The 14,411-nt window shown below is 46.4% G+C and carries 12 protein-coding genes and 1 riboswitch; of the genes, 5 read left to right on the top strand and 7 right to left on the bottom strand.

The annotated features are described in order from the left end of the window. Positions 1–9 precede the first annotated feature (9 nt). From NSQ23_RS10570 to NSQ23_RS10555, 4 genes are all read left to right on the top strand, one after another. Entirely contained in the window at positions 10–1,428 is a 1,419-nt protein-coding gene (locus NSQ23_RS10570; RefSeq protein WP_339170670.1) for a LutB/LldF family L-lactate oxidation iron-sulfur protein, read from the top strand. Continuing rightward, positions 1,429–2,091 (top strand): lactate utilization protein C, encoded by a 663-nt coding sequence (locus NSQ23_RS10565; protein ID WP_192954257.1) that lies wholly within the window; start codon positions 1,429–1,431, stop codon positions 2,089–2,091. A 153-nt stretch (positions 2,092–2,244) separates the two neighbouring features. Continuing rightward, complete coding sequence (locus NSQ23_RS10560) at positions 2,245–4,404, top strand: PAS domain S-box protein (protein WP_339174386.1); 2,160 nt, start codon at positions 2,245–2,247, stop codon at positions 4,402–4,404. Positions 4,405–4,437: 33 nt separating this feature from the next. Beyond that, on the top strand, positions 4,438–4,641 hold the full coding sequence (locus NSQ23_RS10555; RefSeq protein WP_339170669.1) for a hypothetical protein: 204 nt from the start codon (positions 4,438–4,440) through the stop codon (positions 4,639–4,641). A gap of 53 nt (positions 4,642–4,694) precedes the next feature. Here the strand turns inward: NSQ23_RS10555 and NSQ23_RS10550 are convergent, their stop codons facing one another. The 7 genes from NSQ23_RS10550 to iscB all read right to left on the bottom strand — a co-directional run bounded on the left by NSQ23_RS10550 (position 4,695) and on the right by iscB (position 12,865). Continuing rightward, positions 4,695–5,654 carry an ABC transporter permease gene (locus tag NSQ23_RS10550; RefSeq protein ID WP_091701149.1) on the bottom strand — a complete coding sequence of 320 codons (960 nt, stop codon included), beginning with the start codon at positions 5,652–5,654 and terminating at the stop codon, positions 4,695–4,697. 2 nt (positions 5,655–5,656) lie between these two features. Beyond that, positions 5,657–7,144: a sugar ABC transporter ATP-binding protein gene (locus tag NSQ23_RS10545; RefSeq protein ID WP_339170668.1), complete on the bottom strand. Its 1,488-nt coding sequence runs from the start codon at positions 7,142–7,144 to the stop codon at positions 5,657–5,659. Next, positions 7,141–8,259: a sugar ABC transporter substrate-binding protein gene (locus NSQ23_RS10540; RefSeq protein ID WP_339170667.1), complete on the bottom strand. Its 1,119-nt coding sequence runs from the start codon at positions 8,257–8,259 to the stop codon at positions 7,141–7,143. The genes NSQ23_RS10545 and NSQ23_RS10540 overlap by 4 nt, the downstream gene beginning before the upstream one ends. Beyond that, positions 8,256–9,314 carry an S-methyl-5-thioribose-1-phosphate isomerase gene (gene mtnA / locus NSQ23_RS10535; protein WP_339170666.1) on the bottom strand — a complete coding sequence of 353 codons (1,059 nt, stop codon included), beginning with the start codon at positions 9,312–9,314 and terminating at the stop codon, positions 8,256–8,258. Before mtnA ends, NSQ23_RS10540 begins: the two co-directional genes overlap by 4 nt. Further along, positions 9,301–10,470, bottom strand: a complete 1,170-nt coding sequence (gene mtnK / locus NSQ23_RS10530; RefSeq protein WP_339170665.1) for an S-methyl-5-thioribose kinase — start codon at positions 10,468–10,470, stop codon at positions 9,301–9,303. The genes mtnA and mtnK overlap by 14 nt, the downstream gene beginning before the upstream one ends. A gap of 72 nt (positions 10,471–10,542) precedes the next feature. Further along, positions 10,543–10,642: riboswitch (SAM riboswitch) on the bottom strand. A gap of 87 nt (positions 10,643–10,729) precedes the next feature. After that, the gene (locus tag NSQ23_RS10525; RefSeq protein WP_339174385.1) at positions 10,730–11,524 is read right to left on the bottom strand and encodes a carbon-nitrogen family hydrolase; all 795 of its coding nucleotides are present in this window, start codon (positions 11,522–11,524) and stop codon (positions 10,730–10,732) included. A 36-nt stretch (positions 11,525–11,560) separates the two neighbouring features. Beyond that, entirely contained in the window at positions 11,561–12,865 is a 1,305-nt protein-coding gene (iscB, locus tag NSQ23_RS10520; RefSeq protein WP_339170664.1) for an RNA-guided endonuclease IscB, read from the bottom strand. Positions 12,866–13,192: 327 nt separating this feature from the next. Here iscB and NSQ23_RS10515 point away from each other — a divergent pair, with 327 nt between their 5' ends. Next, complete coding sequence (locus NSQ23_RS10515; protein ID WP_339170662.1) at positions 13,193–14,365, top strand: pyridoxal phosphate-dependent aminotransferase; 1,173 nt, start codon at positions 13,193–13,195, stop codon at positions 14,363–14,365. Positions 14,366–14,411: the final 46 nt, after the last annotated feature.

The following is a 14,411-nucleotide window of genomic DNA, read 5'->3' as shown; positions in this document are numbered from 1 at the left end:
GGGATTCATATGGCGATGAAAATTAACATGGGAGAGTTTCACGAACGCGTCGAGAAAGGAATTCATAATACGTTTATGCGCGGAGCGGTTGCTGGAGCGCAAGAGCGGCTGCGCACGCGCCGGTTGGAAGCAGCTGCTGAGCTTGGCAACTGGGAAGAGTGGCGCGCGCTCGGAGAAGAAATTCGCCAACATACACTTGAAAACTTAGACTATTATTTAATGCAACTGAGCGAAAATGTAAAAAAGCGCGGCGGCCATGTGTTTTTTGCGCAAACGGCAGAAGAAGCAAACGACTACATTTGCCGCGTCGTCGCAAGCAAACAAGCGAAAAAAATTGTGAAATCCAAATCGATGGTGACGGAAGAAATTCATATGAATGCCGCATTAGAGAAGCTTGGCTGTGAAGTCATTGAAACGGACCTTGGCGAATACATTTTGCAAGTCGACGACCACGATCCACCGTCTCATATCGTTGCGCCGGCGCTTCATAAAAATAAAGAACAAATTCGCGACGTATTTAAGGAAAAGTTAGCGTACACAAAAACGGAAAAGCCGGAAGAGCTTGCCCTTCATGCGCGCCATATGCTTCGCCATGAATATATGACAGCTGATGTGGGCATTACCGGATGCAATTTTGCGATTGCGGAATCCGGTTCGATTACGCTCGTGACGAACGAAGGAAACGCCGATTTAGTCACCGCATTGCCGAAAACACAAATTACAGTCATGGGAATGGAGCGCATCGTACCGACGTTTGAAGAAATGGAAGTGCTCGTTGGTTTACTGACGAGGAGTGCGGTCGGGCAAAAGTTGACGAGCTACATTACCGTATTAACCGGTCCGCGCGAGGAAGGGGAAGTGGATGGACCAGAAGAATTTCATCTCGTCATTGTCGATAACGGGCGTTCTGACATTTTAGGAACGGAATTTCAGTCGGTGTTACAATGCATTCGCTGCGCGGCTTGCGTCAACGTTTGTCCCGTATACCGTCATATTGGAGGACATTCGTACGGTTCGATTTATTCCGGGCCGATCGGGGCGGTATTGTCCCCGCTTCTTGGCGGTTACGATGATTATAAAGAATTGCCGTATGCGTCCACGTTATGCGCGGCATGTACGGAAGCGTGCCCGGTTAAAATTCCGCTTCATGAACTGTTGTTAAAACATCGTCAAACGATTGTCGAACGGGAAGGAAAAGCGCCGATTTCAGAAAAATTAGCGATGAAAGCGTTCGGATTAGGTGCGGCATCGTCGCTTTTATATAAAATCGGGTCAAAAGTGGCGCCGAGCGCTATGAATCCGTTTACCGTCAACGACCGCATTTCGAAAGGACCGGGACCGTTAAAAGCGTGGACGGACATTCGCGAGTTTCCAGCGCCAGAAAAAGAGCGATTCCGCGACTGGTTTAAACAAAGGGGGAACGAATAAATGGAAGCTTTTTTACAACGAATTGCTTCACGACTTGGACGCGATGTGCGTACGTCTGTAGAACGCCCGAAATGGAAACATGCCCCGCAACATACCGTATTTCAAGGGTATAGCCAAGACGAGTTGCTTGATGAATTAAAAAAGCAATGTACGCGCATTCATACGACACTTGTTGAAACGACAGCAGATCGTCTCGTTGACGCGATAGACGACGTTATAGCGGCACATGGCGGCGGCCCGATTGTCGTCGCAAACGATGAGCGTTACGAGCAGTTTGGATTAAGCTCGCTTTTCACGCGCGAAGATGTACACGTATGGGATCATACGCTCGGACGGGCGAATATCGAAGCGGCTGAGCGAGCCAATATTGGCATCACCTTTAGCGACATCACATTAGCTGAATCAGGAACGGTTGTGCTATTAAACAACCGCGATCAAGGGAGAACGATTAGCTTTTTACCGACGACGTATGTGGCGCTTATTCCGAAAAGTACAATCGTTCCCCGAATGACGCAAGCGGCGCACATCATTCGGGAGAAGCATGTTCCGTCATGCATCAATTTCATTACAGGTCCGAGCAACTCCGCAGATATTGAAATGAACTTAGTTGTCGGCGTGCATGGGCCGGTGAAAGCAACATATATCGTCATTACCGATCGATGAGCAGCGAACAAGCTGCTCTTTTTTATTCCGATCAGATTAGTGAAATTATCAGAAAGTTAAGAAGGAATAACAAAAAATGTAGCGAATATAATCAAAAATATAGTAGAGAGGGAGTTAGTCGGGGAGGGAAACCATTTGAGTGCGAAAGGAAATATGATTGAAAAACCACAATTCATCCACATGGCCAAACAAGAAAAAGAAGCGATGGAGGAGAAAATTCGTCAATATCATTTTATTTTTGAACAAGCGACAGATGCGATTGCGTTAGTGAATAAAGACGGTGCGTTCATCGACATGAATGAAGCGGCGTGCCGCCTGTTTCGTGCGTCAAAAGAAAAACTGCTACAAAAACATTTTCAAGACTATTTGCATCTTGTTCCTGAACATATTTTCCAATTTCAAAAACAAATGCTTCATAAGTTCGGGTCATACGATGACGAGCTTGTCATCCGTTTAGCTGATGGCGAAACGAAGCATGTGCAATTGTTTATGCGCCGCCACCCATCATTTGATTTATACATCATCCGCGACATTTCCTCAAAAAAAGTGCTTGAGCGTGAACGTTCGATTAACGAAACGTTATTTAAAGATTTGTTTAACCGCGCAGGTGATAGCATCATCATTTTTGATGCACGAGGGCGATTTATTGATGCGAATCCTTCCTTTTGCGCGAGCGTCAACGCAAACAAAGAGGAGCTGTGCAAGCTTTCTATTCAAACATTTATCCCGATCGAATATCATCATTTGTTCGAACAACTGTTGCTGATGTTAAAGCGCACAGGGACAGTATCGAGCGAACTGCCATTTATTTTAGCGGACGGCATGCAAAAGTTGTTTGAAATGACGCTCACGGCGAATGTACATAGCGGCTTTTTTATGGCGATTATGCGCGACGTCACCGAAAAACGAAATATGGAAATGAACTTACAGCGAAGTGAAGAGCGATTTCGTGCCATTTTTGAACAAGCTCACGAAGCGATTTTCATTTGCGATGATTGTGGCAACATTTTGCGCGCCAACCCTGCGGCAAGCCGAACGTTTGAATTGCCGCTCCACGATCTTGTTCATGCGAGCTTAATGCAGTTTATTGATGCAAAAGATGAAAAAGTACGTCGCGTATTACGGCAATTTTTCCGCGACGGAGAAATTCGCGACGAATTAACGTTTCATATGCCAAATGGAGAGCGAAAACAGCTTGAATTTACGTCAAAAAAAGGAGTCATTAACGGCTACCATTTAACGATTTTTCGCAACGTTAGCGAACGTAAAAAAATGGAGAAAGAGTTGCGCGAACAAGAACAAAAGTTTCGCAGCATATTTAATCATGCGATGGACGGGATGATGTTAATTGACGATGAGCAGCGCATTTTTGATGCGAATCCGGTAGCGTGCCGCATTTTCGCTTTAAAAAAAGAACAGTTGATCGGAAAACGTGTGCACGCTTTTATCGAAACGAATCATTTAAAACATTTTCAAACGTGGTTGAGCGAAGCAGGGGAAGAAGAAGAATTCGTCATGGTGGACGGAAAAGGGAAACAAAAAATTGTTGAACTGTCGTTTAAACGAAACGTCATTGAACATGTTGGACTTATGATGGTGCGCGACATCACGGAGAAAAAAGAAATGGAAGAACGTCTGCGCAAGTCGGATACGTTAAACGTCGTCGGGCAGCTTGCGGCAGGAATCGCCCACGAAATTCGCAACCCGATGACGGCGTTAAAAGGGTTTATTCAACTGTTGCAAGGAAGCATGAGTCATGAGAACGAAATGTATCATATGTACTTCGAGGTCATTATGTCGGAATTAAAACGAATTGAATCGATTATTACCGAGTTTCTCGTGCTCGCTAAACCGCAAGCCACTCATTATGAAAAAAACGATGTCGCGAAAGTGATGCAAGAGACGGTTGACTTATTAAGCGTGCAAGCGACGATGCATAACATTCAAATTGAAGCCACATATGAGCCGGTTCCGCCCGTTTATTGCGATTCGAAACAACTGAAACAAGTGTTTATTAACATGTTAAAAAATGCGATCGAAGTGATGCCAAAAGGCGGGACGATTACCGTGTCCGTTCAGCATGTCGACGAAGGCGTGCGCATTGCCATTCGCGACCAAGGTTGCGGCATTCCGAAAGAAAAAATAAAAAAAATAGGCGAGCCGTTTTATACGACGAAAGAGCGAGGCACAGGGCTCGGATTAATGGTAAGCTATAAAATTATTGAAGAACATCAAGGGCGCATTGACGTCGAAAGCGAAGTAGGTGTCGGCACGACGTTTTATATTACTCTGCCAGCGACGAACGATATGTAGTACAATAGACTGACAGCTAAAGAGGTGGATATGATGTTATTTAAACATCTTCGTCCGGCAGTAAGCGAACTGCTTGAAAAAGGAACGGACTATTCGTTTCACGGACGGTTTGTCGATACGTTATCGTATAACCATTTTACAACGGAAGATTTCGCAAAGTTAAAACAAATTGATGAACTCATTGCCCGCACAAGCAAGAAATATTTGCCGAAGTCATTCAGTTGCTCGATGAACTGATGGAAAAAGTCGAAAAAGAACGAACGTTTGAAACCCACCTCGCGTAAGGTGGGTTATTTTTTCGCTATATGGGACAACGCAAGTGCAAAAATTAAAATGGCGCCTTTGACAATATCTTGAGCGTAATATGGCACGTTCATCATCGTCAGCCCATTTAACAATACGCCAATGAAAATCGAACCGAGCAACGTGCCGATGACGTTCGGCTTGCCAGCGCCGAATACAGAAAAGCCGATGAACGCCGCTGCGACCGCATCCATTAATAACGGCGCACCTGCCGACACTTGTCCGGTGCCGATGCGCGAAGCGAGCACAATGCCGCCTAAAGCTGCAAACGCTCCGCTAATCATATAAGCATACGCGCGATAGCGATTGACCGGAATGCCGGTTAGTCTTGCGGCTTCGCGGTTTTCCCCGGTCATATAAAACATTCGCCCTGCTTTCGTGTACGTTAAAAAAAGATGGGCGCAAACGACGATGATGAGCATAAGCAAGACGGAAAAAGGGATGCCAAACAGCTCTCCTTGCCCGATAAATAAAAAAGAAGGGATAAACTTGCCCGGCGCTACACCACCTTCTGGAAGCGGCATGTCATTATAAATGGAAAATCCTTTCGTATATGTGAGCTGAACGCCGTTGACGATATACATGACCGCTAACGTCGCCAACAAATCAGGCAGCCGCAGTTGAATCGTTAAAAATGCATTGCACAACCCGACGAGCACTCCGAGAAGAAGCGGAATGATGAGCGCGACAAATAGTTCTTGCCGATGTAAAACGAGCGCGGATGCGCTAGCGATCGTCGCTAAGCTAGCGGTTGAGCCGACCGATAAATCGAACCCATCGACGATAAGCGAAAATGTGATTCCAATTGCGACGAGTGTGACGATAGAAATGGATCGTAAAATGTCGCTAAAATTCGCATACGTGAAAAAAGAGTCGAGCGTCGCGCTAAAAAAAGCGATGACGACAACAATCGCAACGATCGTTCCGTATTTATATAAAAATTTCACCTTTATTCACCTCCGCTCATGTCATGAACGAGCTGTTCGTATGTCGTTTCATATGCTTTCACTCGCTTAATGAAGCGACCGTCCACCATGACGTAAATGGTATCGGCGATATGAAGAAGCTCTTGGCATTCGCTCGTGAAATAAATAATCCCCTTTCCTTCGTCCGCAAGCGAGCGAATAATCGCAAACACTTCTTCTTTCGCATGCACGTCAATGCCTTTTGTCGGCTCATCAAAAATAAAGACGTCGCCATTTGTTTGTAACCATTTCCCGATGACGACTTTTTGTTGATTGCCGCCGCTTAAGTTTTTCGCAAGCGCAGTCGGCGAAGACGGGCGAATATGTAACGAAGAAATGAGCGATGTAGCGAGCGCCCGCTCGTCTCGTTTTCGAATCCATTGCCACGTTGACACGCTAGACAATAGCCGCACCGTCAAATTTTTTTCGACCGTTTCGTTCATAAATAGCCCTTGTTTGCGCCGTTCTTCTGGAATGAAACAAACGCCAGCTTCAATGGCGTCTTTTGGTGACGACCATGCTTGTTTTTTGCCGCGGACGATGCGTTCGCCTGTCGTTTTTACGTGAGCGATCATACTTTCGGCGAGTTCTGTTTTTCCCGCTCCAACGAGGCCGGCGATGCCGACAATTTCCCCGCGGCGTACAGTAAGGTCGACCGTCGTTTTCGTTTTTGGAATGTACAATTGTTTTACTTCAAAAATCGTTTCTTTGCTTATGTTGCGCACACGCTCATTGCGCACCTCCGTTTGCCGTCCGACCATATGGCGCACGATATCTTCTGTCGCTAGCGACACATCGCCTTCGTAAACGACTGTCCCATCGCGCAAAATCGTCATGCGGTCGCAAATGCGTTTTATTTCGTGAAGTTTGTGCGAAATGTAAATAAACGCCACGCCTTGCGCTTTTAACTGTTCAATCATCGCAAACAACCGGTTCGTTTCTTCATCGCTAAGCGAGGCGGTCGGCTCGTCTAAAATGATGTAGCGAGCGGAAGAGGAAAGGACGCGCGCCAGTAAAATGAGCTGTTTTTCATGAAGCGTGCACGTTTGTACGGGCGCATCGAGCGACAAATGTTCCAAGCCGACGCGCGCAAGAAGCTGTGTGACAAATGAACGTTGCTTCGTTTTTGAAAACAACGGTTGTTTTTGCGCGACGATATGTTCGGCGAGCACGTTTTCGTATACGGACAAAGCAGGGAACAACGCGGCATCGACTTCTTGTACGACATGTCCGATGCCCGCTCGTTTCGCATCTTTTGGTGAAAAAAAGGTGTGCGTCTTTCCGTCGATGGCAATCGTTCCGCGCGTCGGCTGCAACACGCCGGCTAAAATGTTCATTAACGTGCTTTTTCCTGCTCCGTTCATTCCTAAAAGGGCGTGAACTTCGCCCGGTTGGACATGGAAGTTCACGCCGTTTAATACGGTGACGTCACCAAATGAATGGACGATCTCATTCATGCGTAAGCCGCTCATTGCTTATTCACCTTTGCCTCTAACGTTTTCATCCACGGTGAAACCGCAACGTTCGATTGTCCCCAGCCTTGGATGTAGTTGTGCAAATCGTTCATCGTAATCGCTGTGTTTGGTAAATCGGAACGTTTCACTAAATGCGGCTCAAGTGAATAAATGTTTGGTGTTTTTTCCCCAGCAATTTTTTGATAAGCAAAGCGCACTTGTACGCGCCCAACTTCCGCTGGATCGGTAGCAGTCGTTGCGACCCAAGGGCTGTTTGGCTGTTGAATGATTTGTAAATCTTCATCGCTTAAGTCGATGCCGTACACTTTAATTTCTGTTCGGCCTGCTTGTTGAATGGCGCGCGTCGCTCCTTTGGCGAACTCATCCCACGTCGCAAACACCGCATCGATGTCGCCTTTGTTCGGATATTTTTTCAAAATCGCTTCCATTTGCGTTTGTGTATCTAATGCAGTATTGGCGCTTGCGGTGCCGAATTTCGCCACTTCTTTTATGTTTGGATATCGTTTTTGAAACGCTTCATATATGACGTGGCGGCGTTCCATCGGCGTAAAACCGCCGACCCAAATGGTGACAATTTCTCCTTCACCGTTTAAATCTTCCGCTAACGTTTTTAACGTTTTCCACGCTAAGCTGTAATCGTCTTGGTCAATAACCGTGACGCCCGGAATGTTTAAGTCGTTGTCGAATGCGACGACGTGAATGCCTTTCGCGAGCGCTTTTTCAACAGGCGCTTTGAGCGCGTCGGCGCGTCCGTGGTCTAGTAAAATGGCATCGACGTTTTGGTTGATTGCTGTTTCAACGTATGAGGCCATCTTCGTTAAATCGTTGTCGGCGTTATAAATTTGCACGTCGCCGCCAAATTTCGCGACTTGTTCTTTTACGCCGGCGATATATTGCGATGAAAACGTGCCGATCGACATTTGCATAATGGCAGCAATCTTAATCGGCTTTTGTAACGCTTCTGGAATGTCGGCTTGTTCTGTTTCTCCTTTTGCTTCTTCTTTCGCTTCTTGTTTCGGCTGTTCGGCCGGTTTCGATACGGCGTCTTGTTCATTCGTGCACCCTGTTAAAAGGGCAAATATAAGCACGATGAGTATTGATAGTTTTTTCATGCGGAAACCTCCTCAAATAATGTCGGTAGCTTCGTTTTGTAGTCGCCAGACACGATGCCTTTTTCGGTAATGATGCCGGTAATGAGTTCATGCGGCGTAACGTCAAATGCAGGATTGTACACGTTCACATTCGGCGCGATGTTTACACCAGCGATATGGGTCACTTCTTCTTTCGCCCGTTCTTCAATCGGAATGTCGTCGCCTGTTTCCGTCTGTAAGTCGATCGTCGATAGCGGAGCGGCGACGTAAAACGGAATGTTGAACGCGTTCGCTAAAATCGCTAAGCCGAGCGTGCCGATTTTGTTCGCTGTATCGCCGTTGGCGGCAATGCGGTCTGCCCCGACGATGACGGCAGAAATGCGCTTTGCTTTCATCGTTTGCGCCGCCATATTGTCTGTAATGAGCGTCACATCGATGCCAGCTTGCGAAAGTTCCCAAGCGGTAAGCCGCGCACCTTGCAGCACAGGGCGCGTTTCGCAAGCGTACGCATGAAGCGTCATTCCTTTTTCTTTCGCTAAATGAAACGGTGCGAGCGCCGTGCCGTAACGCGCCGTTGCAATCGCCCCCGCATTGCAAATCGTCATGATGCGATCGCCGTCTTGGAACAAAGAAAGGGCATGTTCGCCGATGCGTCGGCATACGTCTTCATCTTCAACTTGAATGCAAATCGCTTCATGAATGAGCGTCGTTTTCGCTTCATTGACCGAGGTGGCGTTGGCGACGCTTTTCATGAGCCGGTCAAGCGCCCAAAATAAATTGACGGCAGTCGGGCGCGAACTCGCTAAATAGTCGCGGTCGCGCTTTAAATTGGCGTGAAACTGTGCTAAGTCGTTTGTTTCATACGATTTTGCCGCAAGCGCTAACCCGAAGGCAGCGGTCATGCCGATCGCCGGCGCCCCGCGCACTTTTAACGCGACGATCGCGTCCCATACGTCTTTTATGTTTTTTAAGTCTAAATATTCAGTCTTATGAGGCAACGCTTGTTGGTTTAAAATCGTAATATGCGTATCGTGCCATTGTACAGATTTCATCATTTTCCTCCTAGCTGTTGACATGTGCGGTTTGTTGTACGAGACGTTTGATAGCATGAATCGGCAAATGTTCACGTTGCACGATGAGTTCGCGTCCGAGGCGAAGAGCGTGCCGTTTCGCTTCGAGTCGCCGTTCAAGCGGCAATTCATCGAGGTCCGCCACATGCGCTAAACCGATCGTGCGGCGAATGACTTCGCAACCCGCAAATCCGATCGCTTCGACGAGCGCGTCGTTCATGATGTCGTCGAGCACGAAAGAAACACGCGCATACGGTTCGTTGCTTTCTTGCCAACATGTCGTAAATGTACGAACAAACACGTCCCACGTTTTTTCAATATGCGTAAAGAGCGGCTCGCGTTCGCTTTCATGGCGAGAGAGGGCGTTTAATAGTAAATTGGCAAAAAATTGCCCTAAATCAAAGCCGATCGGACCGTAAAATGCAAATTCTGGATCAATTACTTTCGTGTCATCGTCGCTTGCGAATATGCTTCCGGTATGTAAGTCGCCATGAAGCAACACGTCTGCTTTTGTTAAAAAGAGCCGTTTTAATTTCGCTGTTTCGCGCTTGAGTTCATCATCTTGCCAAAGTTGTTCGACGTCTGTACGAAGCTCCGTTTCAAAGCTGTTCGTGTCGTGGTCAAAAAACGGGTCGGTAAAGACGAGATCTTCCGTAATTTTACAAAGTTCAGGGTTTGTAAACTGTTGCACGAGCTTCTTTTTTTGTTGTTGATTCATGCCGAAATCAGACGTATAAAAAGCTGTTTTCGCGACAAACTCACCGATATGTTCAGAAAGCTTCGGAAATGTTTTTCCTTCGATCAGCCCGCGGCGTGCAATTTGTAAATGCGACAAATCTTCCATCACCGTAATCGCTAAAGTCTCATCGGAATAATACACTTTTGGTACATACTGAGGGACGTAGCTTGCGAACGTGCGCAACGCTTGGCTTTCGATTGTCGCGCGCTTTAATGTAAGCGGCCAGCTTTCGCCGACGACTTTCGCGTACGGCAACGCTTGTTTAATGATGATGCTGTCGTTTGTGCGCTCGTTGACGATGCGAAAGACGAGGTTTAAGTTGCCATCGCCAATTTCTTGGCATGAAAGAAGTGCATCTTCTTGGAATAGCCCTAAACGAATCGCGAGCGCGACCGCCTTTTGCTCTGTTAACGGTTCGTACATAGTAATTCCTCCCTTAGCATAAATAAAAAACCTCTTTCGCTGAACGAAAGAGGTTTGAAGTTTGCTTCGCACCTCTTATCTCTCAGCCTACTGCTGCAAGAATTAGCACCGTGCGTCATCGCCGGTTGCCGGGTTTCATCGGGCTCGTCCCTCCACCTGCTCTTGATAAGAGTGTTTACCATTATTTAAATGTTTTGAACAGTGAAAAAGTTTCGTGAATTCGCTTGATTCGAATCATACATCGCTTTATGCTTGTTTGTCAATCCCTTTTTTCAAAAATTTTATACACATCTGGGCGACGATCGGCAAAAATCGGGATGCGCGCGCGCACGTCTTGCACTTCGTTTATGTCGATATTCGCCACAATGACCGTTTCTTGTTCATTTCCTTCCGCAAGAATATTTCCCCACGGATCGATAATCATCGAGTGGCCGGCAAATTCGTTGTTCGGATCTTTTCCTGCGCGGTTGCAAGCGACGACGTAACATTGATTTTCAATCGCGCGCGCCATTAACAACGTGCGCCAATGATGCAGGCGAACGAGCGGCCATTCGGCGACGACAAATAGCACTTCGGCACCGTGAAGCACATGAGCGCGAATCCATTCCGGAAAGCGAATGTCATAACAAATGACGCCTGCGCCCGTCACACCGTCAAGCGAAAATATACCCGTCGTTTCCCCAGCTTGCAAATGTTTATGTTCATCCATCAATTTGAACAAATGAAGTTTACTATATTCACAAACGACATCGCCGTTTCGATCGACGATATACATCGTGTTCGTTATTTGTCTTTCTGTCTTTTTCGCTACCGATCCGCCGACAATATGCACATTGTACGCACGTGCAAGCGAAGAAAGAAACGTTTTTGCATCTTCGCCGTTTTCATCGGCGATATCGCCAAGTCTCGCTAAATCGTATCCTGTCGTCCATAGCTCTGGCAAGACGACGACGTCGACGTTACGGGCAATTTGTTCCATGTAGCGCACGACGGTTTGTTTATTTTTTTCCGGCTCCCCAAAGGCAATGTCCATTTGTATACAAGCAATATTCATTCGTTTCACGAAACTCACGCAAGGAAGCCCCTGCCTTTAGGCACGGGGAGGAATTGCGCCTTGTGCAAGCTCCGCTTCCTCCTTTCTGTAAGTATATCCATCAAATCGCTGAATGACTTGAATATATTTATAGCTGATTCCTTGTGCGATACGTTTACCGTCTTTTCCTTTGATGTCGAAATTTCCAGTCTTCCTGCATGCCACTTCACCAAACCACACGCCTTTGTATTTTCCTCTTGGAACAATAGCCTTAACCATGTCTCCTGTTTGGAAGCCAAAGAAGAACTTTTGTCTTGCAAGATAACCCCTTGGGAAGCCATATCTATCTAGGTTTGTGCGTGAACGACTGCCACGCCCTTTTGCCTTGATGAATAACACTTCTTTTGTTTTGAAGTACAAGTGGTTTGGTGTGCTTTCTCCAACGCAACAGGCATCAAAATAGTGTGTTTTCGGCAAACCTAAACGAATACGATTCATTTTTGTTCGTGCACCTGTTCCGCACTCAACATCTAATCTTGCCTGCTTTAATACTTCGTACACTTTCCGTCTTGTTGCGTTAATGATACTTGTGTCTTTTAATGATTCTTTGACTTGTTTTTGAATGTGTGGACAGCCAAACTCTTCTGCTGTTTGGTTTCCTTTTCTTTGGTTGCAATCTCGACATGCAAGGCAAAGGTTATCTATTCGATCTGTCCCGCCTCTCGATTTTGGAATAATATGCTCCACTTCAAGTGGAACGTTTTCTTTTCCGCAATAACAACACTTTCGTCCAAACTTTTCAAGCAAGTATTCTCTTACTTCGTATCCTTGAAGCGTGCCTTGCTGATACTCAATGCCACTGATTTCAGGATTTCGCATGAGTTGCGTGTCGAATTTGGCATTTTCGTATGATATATACCCAATGGGGCATAACTTTTTTAGACGGCTAACCCATGTTTGGATATTTTGCACACGACTCTCTAGTGATGACGGCAACCACCCCTCCTTTCGCTTGCGGTTCAGAAAGCGTGGTTTTCTGTATCTTGTTTTTCGATTTCGTCTTGCTCGACGAAAAGCACGCCTTTTATCTATTCTTTCCTTGATGTCTGTGCGATGGTCAAGTTGCCCTAACCATACCACTTCTTGTCCTCGCAAAATCGCTAATCCTGTATGTCTACTTCCATAGTCGATTTTTAGCCGATATGTTGTTTCATTTTCTGATTCGTCCACTGATTTTTTCAAGATAATGGTAAATGGGAATCGTTTGTAAATCGCCGCCTTCCCTTGTTTCAACAGCTTTCTCGCAACTGCTTCGTGACAAGGAGCAAGCGGACACTTATTTGTGTCTAACACAAAAACCATAGGGTCCTCCCCTTTCCTCTGCTTACGCAGGTCATATTCTCCTCGACCATGTTATAGATGCTTGTTATGTGCAAGACACTAGCGCTACCCACCACGCTTGTTTAATCTTGCACGACAGAGGAACGGGCTGGAGAAGCACCCGAACGTGTCATGACATCTATAACGTAGGCTCTGTTTCAAGCCTTGGTCTGGTCAACATGGGGCTTACAAGCCCATGACTTTAGTCATTGGGTTGTTGACCTCAAAAAAATTTTCTTTACATTTTGATTTTTACAATATATGATGTTTGACTAGAATTTCAACCTTTTTGTGAAGTAGGTGGGAAAAATGACGACATTTCCGCAATCGAACTTGTTACAGCAACTACCGAAGCAATTCTTCGCTTCGCTCGTCCAAAAAGTACATGCGGTCATTGCTGAAGGAAGAGATGTTATTAATTTAGGACAAGGAAACCCGGATCAGCCGACGCCTCCGCATATTGTTGCCGCGCTTCAGCAAGCGGCTGCCAACCCGACATATCATAAATATTCGCCATTTCGCGGCTATTCGTTTTTAAAAGAGGCGGTGGCGACATTTTATAAGCGCGAATATGGGGTAACGATTGATCCGAAAAAAGAAGTCGCCATTTTATTTGGCGGAAAAGCTGGGCTAGTCGAAATGCCGCTTTGTTTATTAAACCCAGGCGATGTTGTGCTCGTTCCTGATCCTGGATACCCAGATTATTGGTCGGGCGTTGTGCTCGCGCGAGCGCGCATGGAAACGATGCCGCTGCGAGCGGAAAACAATTTTTTGCCTAATTATGAGGAGTTGGACGAACGTGTCGTAAAACAAGCGAAACTTATGTTTTTAAACTATCCGAACAACCCGACAGGCGCGACGGCAACACAATCATTTTTTGCTGAAACAGTTTCGTTCGCACAAAAATACGGGATTGGTGTCGTGCACGATTTTGCGTACGGGGCGATCGGTTTTGATGGGAAAAAGCCAGTAAGCTTTTTACAAGTCGAAGGGGCGAAAGACGTCGGCATTGAAATTTATACGTTCTCAAAAACGTACAATATGGCAGGATGGCGCATCGGTTTTGCGGTCGGTAACGAAAGCATGATTGAAGCGATCAACGTATTACAAGACCATTTATACGTCAGCATGTTCGGGGCGATTCAAGAAGCGGCAGCAGTCGCACTACTTGATTCGCAACAATGCGTCGCCGAGCTTGTGGCGACGTATGAATCGCGGCGCAATACGTTTATTCATGCGCTTCGTGAAATCGGGTGGGACGTGCAAGCGCCAGCAGGTTCGTTTTTCGCTTGGCTTCCGGTGCCAAAAGGATATACGTCTGAGACGTTTGCTGACCTTTTGCTTAATCAAGCGCATGTGGCGGTCGCACCGGGCATCGGTTTTGGGGAACATGGGGAAGGCTACGTGCGCGTAGGGCTATTGACGAGTGAAGAACGGCTAAAAGAAGCAGCGGAACGAATCGGACGGTTGCAACTTTTTTAAAAAATGATTGACAAATGGAGAAAGTGCTGGCATAATTCGAATTACA

It is taken from the genome of Anoxybacillus sp. FSL W8-1294, from assembly GCF_037965005.1.
Taxonomy (GTDB): Bacteria; Bacillota; Bacilli; order Bacillales; family Anoxybacillaceae; genus Anoxybacillus; species Anoxybacillus flavithermus_G.
This window is presented reverse-complemented; position numbering and strand designations above follow the sequence as displayed.